This is a genomic window from Adhaeribacter swui (genome assembly GCF_014217805.1).
GTDB classification, from domain to species: Bacteria; Bacteroidota; Bacteroidia; order Cytophagales; family Hymenobacteraceae; genus Adhaeribacter; species Adhaeribacter swui.
On record NZ_CP055156.1, the window covers coordinates 4,063,167 to 4,077,460 of the forward strand.

The 14,294-nt window shown below is 47.8% G+C and carries 15 protein-coding genes; 14 read left to right on the forward strand and 1 reads right to left on the reverse strand.

What is annotated here, in order from left to right:
• Positions 1-27: 27 nt before the first annotated feature.
• The 10 genes from HUW51_RS17060 to HUW51_RS17105 all read left to right on the forward strand — a co-directional run bounded on the left by HUW51_RS17060 (position 28) and on the right by HUW51_RS17105 (position 10,494).
• Positions 28-1,011, forward strand: a complete 984-nt coding sequence (locus HUW51_RS17060; RefSeq protein WP_185270830.1) for a hypothetical protein — start codon at positions 28-30, stop codon at positions 1,009-1,011.
• A gap of 3 nt (positions 1,012-1,014) precedes the next feature.
• The gene (locus HUW51_RS17065; protein ID WP_185270831.1) at positions 1,015-2,814 is read left to right on the forward strand and encodes an alginate lyase family protein; all 1,800 of its coding nucleotides are present in this window, start codon (positions 1,015-1,017) and stop codon (positions 2,812-2,814) included.
• A 112-nt stretch (positions 2,815-2,926) separates the two neighbouring features.
• A complete protein-coding gene (locus HUW51_RS17070; RefSeq protein ID WP_185270832.1) occupies positions 2,927-4,279 on the forward strand; it encodes a S49 family peptidase in 1,353 nt (450 codons plus the stop codon).
• 50 nt (positions 4,280-4,329) lie between these two features.
• Positions 4,330-5,280, forward strand: coding sequence for a hypothetical protein (locus HUW51_RS17075; RefSeq protein WP_185270833.1), 951 nt, complete (start codon positions 4,330-4,332; stop codon positions 5,278-5,280).
• A 48-nt stretch (positions 5,281-5,328) separates the two neighbouring features.
• Positions 5,329-5,637 carry a hypothetical protein gene (locus HUW51_RS17080; RefSeq protein ID WP_185270834.1) on the forward strand — a complete coding sequence of 103 codons (309 nt, stop codon included), beginning with the start codon at positions 5,329-5,331 and terminating at the stop codon, positions 5,635-5,637.
• 30 nt (positions 5,638-5,667) lie between these two features.
• Entirely contained in the window at positions 5,668-6,216 is a 549-nt protein-coding gene (locus HUW51_RS17085) for a hypothetical protein (RefSeq protein WP_185270835.1), read from the forward strand.
• Between the two features lie 114 nt (positions 6,217-6,330).
• Positions 6,331-6,963: a hypothetical protein gene (locus tag HUW51_RS17090; protein ID WP_185270836.1), complete on the forward strand. Its 633-nt coding sequence runs from the start codon at positions 6,331-6,333 to the stop codon at positions 6,961-6,963.
• Complete coding sequence (locus HUW51_RS17095) at positions 6,956-8,227, forward strand: DNA modification methylase (RefSeq protein WP_185270837.1); 1,272 nt, start codon at positions 6,956-6,958, stop codon at positions 8,225-8,227. The genes HUW51_RS17090 and HUW51_RS17095 overlap by 8 nt, the downstream gene beginning before the upstream one ends.
• The gene (locus tag HUW51_RS17100) at positions 8,187-8,843 is read left to right on the forward strand and encodes a hypothetical protein (protein WP_185270838.1); all 657 of its coding nucleotides are present in this window, start codon (positions 8,187-8,189) and stop codon (positions 8,841-8,843) included. Before HUW51_RS17095 ends, HUW51_RS17100 begins: the two co-directional genes overlap by 41 nt.
• On the forward strand, positions 8,836-10,494 hold the full coding sequence (locus tag HUW51_RS17105; RefSeq protein ID WP_185270839.1) for a hypothetical protein: 1,659 nt from the start codon (positions 8,836-8,838) through the stop codon (positions 10,492-10,494). The genes HUW51_RS17100 and HUW51_RS17105 overlap by 8 nt, the downstream gene beginning before the upstream one ends.
• A gap of 269 nt (positions 10,495-10,763) precedes the next feature.
• On the opposite strand, the gene HUW51_RS17110 is transcribed toward HUW51_RS17105, so the two are convergent.
• Positions 10,764-11,030 carry a hypothetical protein gene (locus HUW51_RS17110; protein WP_185270840.1) on the reverse strand — a complete coding sequence of 89 codons (267 nt, stop codon included), beginning with the start codon at positions 11,028-11,030 and terminating at the stop codon, positions 10,764-10,766.
• Between the two features lie 151 nt (positions 11,031-11,181).
• On the opposite strand from HUW51_RS17110, the gene HUW51_RS17115 reads away from it, so the two are divergent.
• Genes HUW51_RS17115 through HUW51_RS17130 form a run of 4 tightly spaced genes read left to right on the forward strand, consistent with a single transcriptional unit; the run spans position 11,182 to position 14,294 of the window.
• Positions 11,182-11,514: a hypothetical protein gene (locus HUW51_RS17115; protein ID WP_185270841.1), complete on the forward strand. Its 333-nt coding sequence runs from the start codon at positions 11,182-11,184 to the stop codon at positions 11,512-11,514.
• Positions 11,514-12,860, forward strand: a complete 1,347-nt coding sequence (locus HUW51_RS17120) for a hypothetical protein (RefSeq protein WP_185270842.1) — start codon at positions 11,514-11,516, stop codon at positions 12,858-12,860. Before HUW51_RS17115 ends, HUW51_RS17120 begins: the two co-directional genes overlap by 1 nt.
• Before the next feature lie 2 nt (positions 12,861-12,862).
• Positions 12,863-13,879 carry a DUF6712 family protein gene (locus HUW51_RS17125; RefSeq protein ID WP_185270843.1) on the forward strand — a complete coding sequence of 339 codons (1,017 nt, stop codon included), beginning with the start codon at positions 12,863-12,865 and terminating at the stop codon, positions 13,877-13,879.
• A 1-nt stretch (position 13,880) separates the two neighbouring features.
• The gene (locus tag HUW51_RS17130) at positions 13,881-14,294 is read left to right on the forward strand and encodes a DUF5675 family protein (protein WP_228466698.1); all 414 of its coding nucleotides are present in this window, start codon (positions 13,881-13,883) and stop codon (positions 14,292-14,294) included.

Here is a 14,294-nt window from a genome sequence, read left to right on the forward strand (position 1 = left end):
TTTCTAACCCTAAACCTTAATCAATCCATGTCCGAAACACCAGAAGTGATTCAGTCCACCACTTCCCCCCAAACTCTTGATGAAATAAAAGCTGCAGCGATGCTGGCAGCTACGAATGCGCAACAAGCGGCCGTAAATGCTGCTGCTGCCGCTTCCAACGCCGCTCAAGCCATCGCCGATGCCATGGCCCTGCTCAATGGTACTGATAACATGACGCAATTCAGTGAAGCGCTTCAGGATTTATCCGAACAGCTTACTAACCTGCCGCCTTTAACCAGAGAATCCCTGCTAATTGACAAAGTAGATAACACGCCGGATGCTGCAAAACCTGTTTCAGTAGCGCAGCAATCAGCCTTGGAAGCTAAATCGGATAAGATTAATTCGAAGTATGTAGTTTTAGGAGCTGCCGTAAACGGGGTGGTGACCATTGCTTGCAATCCGGAAGAGCCTTATGTAAAGTGCACGGTTGGGGCAAATACGGCTATTGTCATTGAAGACATCACCCCGGACCACCGGGGATTGTTGAAATTGAAGAAAACCAACGGCAATGAAGTAGTTACTTTTCAAAATGCCTTGCTAGCGCCAGTTGGATTTACGGCTTCTACCGGAGCTGGATCCATTGATTTTTATCAGTTTGAACTTGACGAAGATTCCGGCCGCATTTTCGTGTTCCCGGTTCCATTCGGTGCTGTACCCGTAGTAGCGCCCACCAAGTGGTTACCACCTTTAAACTTTAAAGGAGTTTCCAATGGTACTAATGCCGTAGCATTAACCTGGGAAAAAAGAGCCGGATCCTACCAGGTACACATCTATCGCGCCACTAAGCCGGATTTCTCCGACCAGGGCACGATTTATCAAAGCAATGGTTCTTCCTACAACGATACCGGCTTTAGTGCTGCGTTCCCGAACGGCACCCTGGTGGATGGTAAAACTTATTATTACCGCATCAAGACCCGGTCTTACAATGGATTGGATGAGTCAGTGTATGTAAATATTCAGGTAACGGTTTAAGCGATGCGGGCTATATTATTAGGAAATATATTGCAGGGCAAGCGCAGTATTTCGGGATTTAAGGGGCGTTTAAATACGCCCCCAACCGCTGCGTTTCATGCCAGCCCGTTAACCGGACCTGTTCCCTTAACGGTGACTTTCGACGCTACTGATAGCTTTGATCCGGATATTAATGATTTCGTGGATGCTTACATGTGGGATTTTGGCGACGGCAGCACGGCCGTGGTTACTGGTCCGATTGTTACGCATACTTACTCTACTGCTGGTGTAAAGACCGCAACACTTAAAGTGCGGGACAAGTGGCACGTAGAAAGCACCGCTGATACTGAGTACATCACCGTGGGAACGGTGACACCACCGGAGCCGACTACGTTTAAGACTTCGTTCTGGAATTACGATGCTTTATTAAAAAACCGGGCTTTGTATCACAACACGCTCACCGGTAAGGCTAATCGCCAAGACATCGTAAAAGCTGTGAGCGATATTACCGCCGAAATTGCTTCACGCGGTATCCTGACGGCTAAACCAATAGGCATTGCTCCGAAGCCAAGTTCTTATTCGTACACGTTAAACGGTACCTCAGTTACCCGGCCTCTGGTTTTACCGGCTGGTGCAACTGCCAACGATTACGTGGCTTTGGGAATGTACTGGTGGCCGGATTCTAACAAAACCGATGGCTTGCCTTACATCCGGAAAGATGGCCAGACAAATCCGGAAGCTAGTGCCATGCCGGACCATAAAAAACTCCGCAATGTTTGTGAGCAAATTGAGTTGCTGGGTATAGCGCACTTCTTCTCCAATGATCCGGCGAAGCAAAAAGAATACGCCGAAAAAGCCGCAGCATTGTTGCGGGCCTTCTTTGTAACGCCAGCTACCCGCATGAACCCAAGCTTTAAGTACGTGCAAGTAATGAAGGGCCATAACAATAATATGGGCACCGAATACGGTTTGGTGGATCTGGAGTACATGCCGGATTTAATCCAAGGTTTCCAGTTGCTCCGTGGCCAGGTTGGGTTTGATCTGGAGGTGGAATCGGGGTTTGTGCAATGGCTGCGCGATGCCTGGATCTGGTTAACTAAGACCTGGACGAGCACGCCGGCTGATGGCACCACGGACTATTATCACTGGCTCATGCTTACCAATATGCGGAAACTTTACCAGAATATCCGGTCGGCTTACGAAGTACAAATTCTTACATTCAGTTTGGCTTTAGGAGAAAGAACCTGGGCCATTAACCGCATTAATGACGTTATCAAAGATAAAGGTACTACTAAAGGGGTGCTGTCGCGGGTTGTAATGGGCGCCGACTACGTGACTAAAGCGGGCGAGATCAAACAAAAGGATAATTCTTCGCCCTCCGTAACCGTTAAGGCTGGCTCGTTGTTTCCGGAAGTAAAACGCACCAAACCGTGTACGTATTCGGCTAAAGGCCTGGAAGCCCTGGTGAATCTAACCTTAGTAGCCGAGCACTTGGGTATCGATATGTGGAATTACGTTTCCCCGAGTGGCTCTAGCATGAAAAAGGCGGCGGAGTCATTGTTGTACTATGCGGCCAATCCAACCCAATGGCCCGTAAAGTCATGGGAGGATTACGCCTACTACAAAAATTACATTTACGCCCGCCATACCATGCGCAAAATTTCAGGTGGTTTCCCGGGCGATGCGACGCTGCAAGCAAAGATTCAAACCTACTTAACTGGCCTGAATACTAAATTAGGTACCACCAGCGATCAGTCGGAAGCAGGGTACCGGGCCGGAAAAGACTGGTTTATGTTGTACCAAAAAATAGGTTATACGTACTAGAGCTTGACTTTAATTATTTGCCTTTAAAACACCTCTCTTTGGGAGGTGTTTTTTTTTGTCCTTTCCATGGTGCTTCCCTGACCTAATCTTTGCATCGAACAATTAAGTAACGATGCAAGTCAACCGCATACTTTCTGCTGTCCTATCTCAAGCCTGGCTGATAGATCCCATCGCCGCCGAAGGGCTGCTGCCTATAGTAGTAAACATGCTCAAGCAGGGTGCTCCGGCTCAGCTGGGTGAGGAGCCAGAAGAAAGTGAGAGTACCAAGCCTTATGCCCTGGCTTTTGTAAACGGCGTTTCCGTGGATGCGAAAGCCAGTACCATGATGAGTTACAGTAGCTACGATGACGCGCCGGCCGGATCCATTGCGGTAACGACCGTTTCCGGCACCATGATGCGCAACGACTACTGCGGCTCGCCTGGTACCAATACCTTGGGCCAGCGCATTAAAGAAGCTGATGCGCATCCGAATATTGGCGCTCACCTGGTACGCTTTAATACGCCGGGAGGTACCGTGGACGGTACCGAAGCTTTTGCTTCTATCATCGGGCAAACGCAAAAACCGCTCGTAGCATTCGCTGAATCCATGTGTTCGGCGGGTTATTGGGCCGGATCTGGCGCTAACCTGATTGTGGCCGCTGGTAAAACGGCCGGTGTGGGCAGCATTGGCACCATGATCAGCCTGGCCAGCTTTGATAAATATTACAAAGAAATCGGCATCGAAGTCCATAATATCCGGGCCACCAAGTCTCGAGATAAAAACCAGGGCTATTACGAGGCCATGGAAGGCAAATACGAAAAGCTCCGGACCGAAAGCCTGGATCCCATCAATGAAGCTTTCCTGAGCTCCGTGCAAGAAAACCGGGAAGGCAAATTAAATCTTAAAAAAGAAGACGTCCTGACGGGCAAAGTTTATTACGGTCAAAGTATCGTGGATGTCGGCTTAGCCGATGAAATCGGAAACTTTGATTACGCGGTTCGCCGGGCGCAGGAACTCGCCCAGGACCATTCCTCCAGCAACCAAACCTCCATCCATAACCAAGAAATGAGCATTTTTTCTAAAAACAAATTTCCGAAGCTGAGTGCTTTAGCCGGCAAAAAATCGGAAGAAATCACCGCCGAAGACATTCAGGCCGTGAACGAAGAGCTAACCGCAGCTGGTATTGAAAACGCGGGTGTTATCTCGGCCGCGCAGTTAACTGCTTTTGAAGCAGCTGAAAAGGATGTTACCCGGTTAACCGCCGAGAACAAGACTTTAACCACTGCTAATACCAAATTGACTACTGATTTGGAAGCGGCCAATAAAGAAGTTACCCGTTTAGGTGCCTTGGATGGCGCTACTCCAACTGGAACACCGAAAGCTGGTAACGAAATGGGCGAAGAGTCAGCCGATGATGAAAATCAGAAGTTGATTGATGCTTTACCGCACAACCAGGCTTTAGCCGGTAACCCGCTTTTTAACTAGAACAAACCAACCAACTATTAAAACAATTAATCACCCTTCATCTAGCAAAAATGAATATTGCAGACATTAAAGCCGAGTTCGGGGCATACTACCTGAATAACGGTCAGAACTTAGCTCGTTTGTTTAAGTTGCTGAACATTACTTCTGTTACCGATTCGGTTTTAACGCCAATCAAAACAGATGAAACAGTATGGCAGGCTTCAAAAGCTTCTATAGGCCGGGTTTTACAACCATTCCAGAAGGCTTGGACGCCGATTGGTCAAGCGGAATTTAAGCCGTTGAGCATTCAACAGTTTAAAATGAAGATTGACTCGCAGGAGTATCCGGATGATCTGGAAGCTTCCTGGTTAGGTTTCTTAGCCGGCGAAGGCATCGATCGGAAATCATGGCCATTTGTCCGCTGGTTCGTGGAAACTTTATTAATTCCGCAAGCAGCCGAGGATTACGAGTTAAATGAGGTATTTAAAGGCGTTCGCGTGGAGCCGACTGCCGGCACCGCTGGTGCTGCAGGTACTTCGATGAACGGTTTACGGAAAGCCATCAATGATAACATTACGGCTGGCCGGATCACGCCGATTGTTACCGGTGCGCTATCTTCCGATAACAAAACCTTAGTGGAGCAATTCGAAACTTTTGTGGATGCCATTAACCTGCGTTACCAGCACATCCCCATGCAGTTGTGCGTGCAGCCATCGGTGGAGCGTCGCTTTCACCGGGGATACCGGGCTTTGTACGGTAAAGATACCGATTATAAAGGTTCTAACGGTTCCGTGGACTTCTCCAACATTACCATTATTGGTTTACCGTCGATGATTGGTTCTAATAAAATCTGGTGTACACCGAAAGGCAATGCCATTCACATGGGCAAGCGCACCCAGAATAAGAATTCCGTGCAGATTGAAAACGTAGATCGTTTGATCAAAATGTACTCTGACTGGAGCTCCGGAGTTGGTTTTATCCTGCCGGAAGTTGTGTTTACCAACGATCAGGATCTGACCTAGTCAGATCCTTTACTCATGTTTCATATTTAAAATAAGGAGAAAATAAAAGTGGATAATACCCAACTAACTCCGGAGCAAGAATTAGAAATTCTCCGGAAAAGAAATGCTGAACTGGAGGCCCAGCAAGCCGAGAAGGATCAGATCATCGCGGAGCAGCTGGAGCAATTAGATTTAGCCGAAGCGCAAAAAGGCAATACTTTGCCCGTTGTAGCTCACGACAAAAAGAAATACCAGTTGCTGGCTGCTAAATTTCAGTTTGCTGGCCAGGAGTACAAAGCCGAAGATTTAAAGTCGGATAAAGACCTGGTTAAAAAGTTGATCGAAGCTGGTGCCGGTATTCTGCAAGAAATTAAGTAATCACCATTAAGTAGAAAGGAAACCGAAATAATGGCATTAGATTTATTTGATTTGAAAGGCCCGGATGGCGCCGATAACAACGGTGGCGTAAAGACCGTCATGTACGTGGCGCCGGAGCGTGATTTTTTAGCAATTAAAGATACTAAGAAAACAACCGCGCCTGGTGATGAAGTAACGATTGATGGTAGCCACACCTTTAAACCAGGCAAAGGTTTTACCGAAGTATACGGCACCCTGGATTCTTCTGAAAACAAACTGGAAGCCGTAGGGGAGCGGGATGGCCGCAGCCAAAAAGGTACTTTTGAATTTTTCTACCCAGGAAACGCCAAAGAAGCGGCTGTTTTTGCCCGCCGCGTAAAAAATTTAGCGTGCATCCTGATCGTGGAAGAACTGGACGGTATTAAGCTCCAATTAGGCAGCAAAGGTTTAGGTATTGAGATCGTGGGCAGCTACACTTCCGCCAAAGTATCCGGAGGTAGAAGAGGCTGGACCTTTAAAGGCGAGTACTATACCAATAAGCAACTGTTCTACGAAGGAGAAATTGTGAAAGTGACTCCGGATGCAGAAGGTGGCGCTTAAACCTAAAAGCAACAATAACTTTTTTCATAACTTTACTTTTACTAAAGCCTGGCCGTTGGACCAGGCTTTTTTTACGTCCTTTCTGCTCGGTTGTGCCCTTCGGAAATTTGAAGCATGAATCTTGAAATTACACAATGGCTCCGCAGTAACCGGGATTATGGTACCGGAGTAGCGTTGTATGATCGCTTGGGCAGTAACCAGGTGCTCAAGCAGCTGTTTGCCCATGGGGAGTACTCCTTTACCCGGCGCAAGCTCGAAGATGCCTTGCAGGTCTTACTTGATCAGGATCCGGCACCGGTGGAAGAAAAAATAGCCAAGGTGCCCCAAAAGTTTCCAAAAACGTCCGAAAATACCCCTAAAGCATCCGCAGCTCCGGCATCGGTACGGGATAAAATGCGCCCGCTCCTGGATGAGCGCACCATGCTCCATAACCGCTTGGGCTTGTACCAGGAGCTTGGTCTTTCGCCAGAAGAAATGAAGCAGATAGCTTTCCGGATCCTGGCATTGACCCGCCAGATCACGCCGCTGTACCAACAAACGGCACTAGCCGCACCGGTGGTACCAGCACCCGCTGCCGTAGATTTTAGCCAGCTATCCGGCCTGGAGCAACATAAAAAATTAGCCAACCTCCGGAGCTTACGCACCAAAATCAAAAATAAACCCAACCGTGCTCCGGACCTGCCAGCCATCGAAGCGCAGATTCAACAACTCGAACAATTAATCCAATCCAGCAAAACCAATGACTGATTTACAGTGGGAAACCGTTAAACGCCAGGTTAAGGACCTGGTGCCTTATGAGTACAATCCGCGCATCCTTACTCCGGAGCGTATTCAAAAATTAAAGGAGTCGTTTGAAAAATTTAGCCTGGTAGAAATACCGGCCATTAACCTGGATAATATTTTAATTGCTGGCCACCAGCGGATTAAGGTCATGGTGGATCTGGGCTGGTCCGAACAATACATTGATGTGCGCTGCCCTAACCGCATGCTCACCGAAAAGGAGATGAAAGAATACAACATCACCTCCAACGTGCCGGTGGGTTTCTGGGACCGCGATATCCTGGAAGAAGTTTTTAGCGATATCGACCTGGCCGACCTGGGCCTGGACCTGAGCGAAATCAAACTGCCCGACTCCTTACTCAAAGAGCTGCACCCGGAAGAAGAGCAGGATTTTGAACCCATCTTGCCCCGGGAGCCAATCTCGGTTCTGGGTGATTTGTATGAGTTTCAAAGCATCGAAAAGAAGCTGGTACACCGCGTACATTGCGCCTCCAGTACCGACAGCGATGCGGTCGCCAAACTGCTAGCTGGTAAGATGGTAAACCTGTTGATCACGGATCCACCTTACAACGTCGATTACCAGGGTGGTACTAAAGAAAAGCTGAAGATTGAAAATGATAAGATGGATAATGATTCCTTTTATCAGTTTCTCTACGACTTTTACTGCAACTGCTTTTTATTCCTGGAACCAGGTGCTCCGTTTTATATTTTCCACGCTGACTCGGAAGGGGCTAATTTTCGCCAGGCACTCAAAGATGCGCAGCTGAAGCTGGCGCAATGCCTGATCTGGGTAAAGAACTCTATTGTCATGGGCCGGCAGGATTACCATTGGCAGCACGAACCCATTTTGTACGGCTGGAAAGAAGGCGCAGCGCACAAATGGTATTCCGATCGCAAGCAGAGCACGGTGCTGGAGTTTGACCGGCCTACCCGCAACGCGGAGCACCCAACCATGAAGCCTATCCCCATTCTGACTTATTTACTGGAACAGAGCTCCCAGCGCCGCGATATCGTGGCTGACTTCTTCGGTGGCTCCGGCAGCACCCTGATCGCCTGCGAGCAGCTGCAGCGGCAGTGTTATGCCCAGGAGCTGGATCCGCGCTTTGTGGACGTGCATGTGCGCCGGTGGGTAAAATACATGCGCGATAATAATTTGCCCTTTACTGTCAAAAGAAACGGAGTAGAACTCGATGGAACCGAACTTTCAAGATTCGACGAAGCCCAAAGCTAAGCTCGACACCCGAATGGACCGGCTCTACTACTCCTACATCGATGAGGAAGTAGAGGCCAGCTTAACGGATAAAGACCGGGAGTACCGTGAGCAGCTGGAAGCTGCCTGGTCGCTTTTAGTGCAGTACCATTCTTTCGAGCAATCGGTACCCTTGCTCCGGAGCCGCTTTGATATTAGCCGCGCAACGGCTTACCGGGTACTCAACGACTGCACCCGGTTGTTCGGCGACGTGACCCAGGTAAGTAAGCAAGGTCTGCGGCATATTCTTTACGAGTACTCCATGAAGGTTTTCCAGCTGGCTGCGACCCAGAAACCACCGGAACTTGGTCAAATGAACCGGGCCATCAAAAACATGGCTATGCTCAAAGGTCTGGACCAGAACGATGCCGGCTCCTTCGATGCCGAGTTACTCGAGGCGCATACTTACTTGCTGCAGCTGACGGCCAAAGGCTCCGAAAAGCCCAAAACTTTAAATATAAGCGCCATCAATAAGCTCCCGGAAACCGAATACCAGGAGGTGCTCGATAGCGTGGAAGAAGAAGGCCTGGGCCATCAATCCATTGATGATATTTTGGATGGAAAGCTTAGCTCGGACCAGGAGGAAGAAGATGAGTAAAATTAAACCGCTGTTTTTTAACCGGCCGCAGAAGCGATTTATTTTATCGATGCTGTCGGCCGCCGTTTCTATCTGGAGTCGGGCAACCGGGAAATCAACCTTGATTGCCTGGCTCATGAAGTGCATCGTGGAAACCATGCCGCGGAGTAAGTGGGCTTTGGTGGGCAGCACCTACAAGCAGATCCTGACCTTAACGCTGCCTTCCACCATCGCCTCGCTGGAGCGACTCGGTTTTTACAAGGATAAACATTATTTCATTGGCCGCAAGTGCCCAGCCGCCTGGAACGGGGTGGAGCCCTATGAACCGCCACTCAATTATGAGCACTGCATTTATTTTTGGAAGCAAGGCGTCGTTTTTCAAATGGTCAGCCAGGATGCCGGTGGCTCCGGCTCCCGGGGGGCTAACTTCGACGGCATTATTTCGGATGAGACGTTACTCTTGAATAAAGAGCGCTACGATAAAGAAGTTTCGGCCGCAAACCGGGGTAATCTGCGTTTTTTCGCTAAAAATCCCTTGCACCACGGAGAATTCCATTTTTCTTCCATGCCTTACGGCGATCAGGGTAAATGGCTATTGGATGTCGGCCGGTATTACCAAAAAGACAACTACGATTTTCTGCAGCTGCAAAATGAGCTGGTAAAACTGCAGCTGGAATTTATTGATAAAAAAGACCGGGAATTCCGCAAAAAGCAATGGGAAACCATGCAGGAGCTGAGCCGGCAAATCCGCTTTTATCCCAATAAAGAAACCAAGCTGCTTTATTCGGAAGCCAACACGTTTGATAACCTGGAAAATTTAGGTTTAATATACCTGGAAGATCAAAGGGCCACTTTAACGGACTTTGTTTTTCTGGTGGAAATTCTAAATAAAAGACCAGGTACCGTAGAAGCCGGTTTTTATCCAACGCTCAATTACCACCGGCACGCTTACGAAAATTTTAATAACAACTACCTGGAAGGCCTGGATTATAATTTAAAAAAGCTGCAGCAGGTAGATAGTAGGATGGATGGCGATTGTGATAGTAGCTGTGCCTTACGCCTGGCGGTAGACTGGGGTAGCAAAATATCGGTACTATCCGTGGCTCAGCACCTGGTGCCCTCCAATGAATATCGTTTTTTAAAGGGCCTGTATGTAAAGCACCCTAAATTAATCAATGATTTAGCTGATTTGTTCTGTGACTACTATGCCTATCATTTGAATAAAACGCTGGTGTTTATTGAGGATAGTGAGTGGGGTAATGCCCGTAAGCCCGATAGTGATAAGACCTATAATGAGCAGTTTATTGATCGGTTGAAGTCACGTGGTTGGCGCATAACCCGTACTAACCTGGGCCGGGTGCCTGCTTACCAGACCCGTTACCACCTGGCCCACGAGATGCTAGGGGAGACGGATACCCGCTTACCGCGTATTCGTTTTAATAAGCACAACTGCCGTGATATCCTAACGGCTATGGCCATGGCTCCCGTGAAGCAGGGAAGTAAGGGGGAGATCGAGAAGGATAAGAGCAGTGAAAAGAAGCTGACGGTACCAGGTCAGGAGGCTACCCACTTCACCGATACCGTGGACCTGCACTTGCTCAGCATTGACAAGCACGTGGTTCGTAAGCAACCAGATTTTAGTCAGTTGATGGTATTGGGGAGTCTTCGTTAGATGATACCTTCTTATTTTCTTGAAGAAATTTTTTTGTTGCAAAAACTTTAGCAGCGTTAATTTCTATTAACCTTTTATGAAGCTTTAACCTGATAGAATAAAATTTAACCTTATCCTCGGTTTTCATATTAGGAAATGCTTCTCTAAGATAGTTAAGATGCTCCAAGACGTCAACGTAAGGAAGGTTCTCAATATCTAGATTATTGAATATTGAGTCAAGTAAACCCTCCATGTATCTAAATCATTAACTTATATAAAGGTAAATGAAGTTAATTTAAAACGGCTAGGATAAATACGTATTTATCAGGTTTAAATACCCTATTATGTATTTGTGTGAGGTAAATATTATAAACTTCAAAGTGCCATGGATTATTTTTTATAGATAAGGAAATTGCCAGTGAAAACCGCCTCAGCGCACCGCGTTGGGGCTTTTTTATTTCCGGCCCTGTCATATATCCTATTTTTGAGAGGGTGGCAATTGCCAGGGCGCGATAGTGCACGCCGGGGTGCGCATCCGGATTTTGAGACTGGCGCAATAGTTTTTCGGGCTAAAATCTTTGATTCCAGCAAGTACAGGCACTTTTCACAAAATATTTTTGAGACTGGCTTTTTTCGCCGGCCGCTTATTCACTTGCCGCTTTATTTTGTGTCCTTTCTATAGCTTGGCCAGCATCGGAAATTTGATTCATGACAATGCAAATGGACATTATCCGGTTGAGCGAAGTGCTAAAAATTATAGGGGACAAAGCGCAGCCTTTTGACCTGGTGTACTGCACAGCGGATTTGAAAAAAGGAACTGGCGGAGAAATTAAAGTACGCAATGGCTGCCGGTTATCCAGTAAAAATATTAATGAAGAGGCAGCTCCGCAGCCAAACGAAACGGTACCTGCTGGCAAATCTTCTAAAAAACCGAACCACTTCGAGAATGCTACCCGCAACATAATTAAAGCCAATGGCCAGGTGCGGACCGTCCACATTTTCCTGATTCTGCAATTCAACGGTAAGAAAGTAATTATTTAATGGCAACAGTAAATAAATCCGGCACCATGGCCTTCAGCTCCCGGTCCGGTGTGATGATGAAAACCAACACGGGTTTTTCTGGTACCAAATCCAGCGAGGCCGGGGCCGTGCCCACTACTTCGGTGCAAAAAAATGAGGGCAGTTCAGCTATTGAGTTCTGGGGCGATGATAACCTTTTTCCGCAAAACGTGCGGAAGGAAGTAGAAAAAAATACCATTCTGCCCACGGTGCTGCAACGCCGGGCGGAGTTTTGGTACGGCGGCGGCATTGTTTACGGCACCCTGGAGGGTTACGATGCCAAGAACAACGAAATTTTTAGACGCGCTCAGCCCGGCCAGTTTCCGGATGTGGACTTGTTTTACCAGCGCTCTAAAATAAACCGTTATGCTTTCGAAGGCTTTATGGATTTATCCTGGTGGGCCAACACTTTTCCGGAATTAATCCTGAGCCGCGACCGGAAGAAAATAAATAAAATTACCATCCAGGAAGCACCTTATTGCCGCTACTCCAAAGCCGATAAATCCACCGGTGCTTTTAAATATGTTTATGTAAACGCTAATTGGGGTGATGGGGGCAAGCACGATGATGAGTACGCCACGCCGGTACCAGTACTGGATCCTTACGCCGATCCGGTAGAAGATTTGCAAAGCCGCACCGATAGCTTTAAATACATTTATCCGGTTTCCATTCCATCGCCGGAAAAGAACGCTTATCAGCTGGCCAGCTGGAATAGCATTCGCCGTTCGGGTTGGCTGGAAGTAGCCCAGGCCATTCCGGAATTTAAAAAAGCGTTATTTAAAAATCAGCTCACCATTAAATACGTGGTGGAGGTGCATTCCAGCTACTGGCTCTGGAAATACAAGGATTGGGAAACCAAGACGGATGATGAACGCCGTAAAATTATATCGGATGAGCTGGATGAGTTTGATAAAGTAATGGCGGGTACCGAAGGTGCTGGCAAGTCCATTATGACTACCACCATCACCGTGGATGGCGAAACCATTGCAGCTTTTAAAGTCACGGCCATCGATGATAAACTTAAGACCGGTCTGTACATCGAAGATTCGCAGGAAGCTTCATCGCACATTTTTACCGCGCTTGGATTAGCTCCCACGCTGATGGGTATTAGCCCGGGCAAAGGCATGGGTGCCGGCTCCGGATCGGATGCCCGGGTGGCCTTCAATAACTTTATTTCTACTTCCAAATTTCAGCAAGACTTAATCCTGGAACCGCTGCACCTGGTGCGCGACTACAACGGCTGGGATCCTAACCTGGTGTTCCGGATTCAAAATCCTTTAATCATGACGCTTGACGCCGGCCAGCCGGTCCAGCAAGAAACCAAATAACCATGGCTTTAATTAAATCGATCGAAGAATTTCAAAAGTGGGTGGGCGTTAACGAAAGTGCCAGCCTCGAAGCCGTGATGGGCGACATCTTACTAGTGGAAGATGAAATCATTAGCAAGTACCTGGGCCGCAATTTTATGGCGGAACTGGATCAAAAATACAACGAAGCTCCGGATAGTTTAACGGAGCTGGAAGTTAAATTGATTGATAAGCTGCAGCAGGCGATCAGCAACCTGGCGCAGGAAAGTTACCTGGATTTAAACCAGGTGCAAATTTCGGATGGCGGTATTCATATCGAAAGCACCGGCTCCCGGAAAACGGCCTTTCAGTGGCAGATCAACAACCTCCGGAAAAGCTTTTTGCGCAAAGGCTATAATGGTCTGGAGCGGGCTTTGGAAGTTCTGGAGGTAAATATCGATGCGACCGAGTTTGCCACCTGGGCAGAGTCCTCCTTTGCCACCGCTTTTCACCAGTTCTTTATTAATACCGCCCGGGAGTTTTCGCAGGAGTATAACATTTATAACTCGCGGCTTACCTACATGCACTTACTGCATATTTTAAAAAAAGCTGAGAGTTTCTTCCTGGAGCCGGTGCTGGGCCCAGAACTTTTTTATGAGTTAAAAGACCAGATTAAGGATCGGGACTTGCTGCCGGAGAATAAAATTTTACTCGAGGAGTTTATTAGGCCGGCGCTGGCGCACCTGGTGGTTTCCCAGGCCTTAGCTGAAGAAGGTTTCCGGTTAACGCCGGATGGCATTGAACTGACCTTTGGCCGCTTTGATGATTTAAATAAAGAAAAAGCCTCGGACAGCGCCAGCCAATTAAACCGCAAGATCCGGAACGCGCACCAGGACGGCCAGGCTTACCTGGTTAAACTCCGTAATTACCTGGACGCAAAGTCCTCCGCAACTGTTTATTCTTCCTACTATGAGAGTCCTTTGTACCAACCACCCGGAGGACCAAAAAATATTGTTATCCGCAACACGGATCCAACCGCTAAAACTTTCCGCTTCTTTTAACATGCCTAATCAATCCACCCTCCACATTAATCGGACGCTGCATCAGCCTAAACAAACTTTAGGCGTGATGACCGTAAAGCTCGGTAGCCAGGTTATTTACAACTGTAAAACCCTGGAGCTGCCCTGGCTTCAAAATAAATCCAAAGTAAGCTGCATTCCCACCGGTACCTACCAGGTGCGAAAACGGAACTCGCCCAAATACGGCGACCACTTCCACGTGCTCGATGTTCCCGGCCGGGATTACATCCTGATTCACCATGGTAATTATTACACTGATATTCTTGGATGCATCCTCCCTGGTCAAAACTTTAGCGACATCAATGGCGATGGCCTGCGCGATGTGACCAACAGCAAAAACACCATGAAAATGCTTTTAAGCTTGCTCCCAGACTCTTTCACCTTAATTATTACCTAA

What these genes read in the sequence shown, in the direction of transcription:
- HUW51_RS17060 (WP_185270830.1), top strand. Translation starts at nt 28, where the DNA reads ATGTCCGAAACACCAGAAGTGATTCAGTCCACCACTTCCCCCCAAACT.
- HUW51_RS17065 (WP_185270831.1), top strand. Translation starts at nt 1,015, where the DNA reads ATGCGGGCTATATTATTAGGAAATATATTGCAGGGCAAGCGCAGTATT.
- HUW51_RS17070 (WP_185270832.1), top strand. Translation starts at nt 2,927, where the DNA reads ATGCAAGTCAACCGCATACTTTCTGCTGTCCTATCTCAAGCCTGGCTG.
- HUW51_RS17075 (WP_185270833.1), top strand. Translation starts at nt 4,330, where the DNA reads ATGAATATTGCAGACATTAAAGCCGAGTTCGGGGCATACTACCTGAAT.
- HUW51_RS17085 (WP_185270835.1), top strand. Translation starts at nt 5,668, where the DNA reads ATGGCATTAGATTTATTTGATTTGAAAGGCCCGGATGGCGCCGATAAC.
- HUW51_RS17090 (WP_185270836.1), top strand. Translation starts at nt 6,331, where the DNA reads ATGAATCTTGAAATTACACAATGGCTCCGCAGTAACCGGGATTATGGT.
- HUW51_RS17095 (WP_185270837.1), top strand. Translation starts at nt 6,956, where the DNA reads ATGACTGATTTACAGTGGGAAACCGTTAAACGCCAGGTTAAGGACCTG.
- HUW51_RS17100 (WP_185270838.1), top strand. Translation starts at nt 8,187, where the DNA reads ATGGAACCGAACTTTCAAGATTCGACGAAGCCCAAAGCTAAGCTCGAC.
- HUW51_RS17105 (WP_185270839.1), top strand. Translation starts at nt 8,836, where the DNA reads ATGAGTAAAATTAAACCGCTGTTTTTTAACCGGCCGCAGAAGCGATTT.
- HUW51_RS17115 (WP_185270841.1), top strand. Translation starts at nt 11,182, where the DNA reads ATGACAATGCAAATGGACATTATCCGGTTGAGCGAAGTGCTAAAAATT.
- HUW51_RS17120 (WP_185270842.1), top strand. Translation starts at nt 11,514, where the DNA reads ATGGCAACAGTAAATAAATCCGGCACCATGGCCTTCAGCTCCCGGTCC.
- HUW51_RS17125 (WP_185270843.1), top strand. Translation starts at nt 12,863, where the DNA reads ATGGCTTTAATTAAATCGATCGAAGAATTTCAAAAGTGGGTGGGCGTT.
- HUW51_RS17130 (WP_228466698.1), top strand. Translation starts at nt 13,881, where the DNA reads ATGCCTAATCAATCCACCCTCCACATTAATCGGACGCTGCATCAGCCT.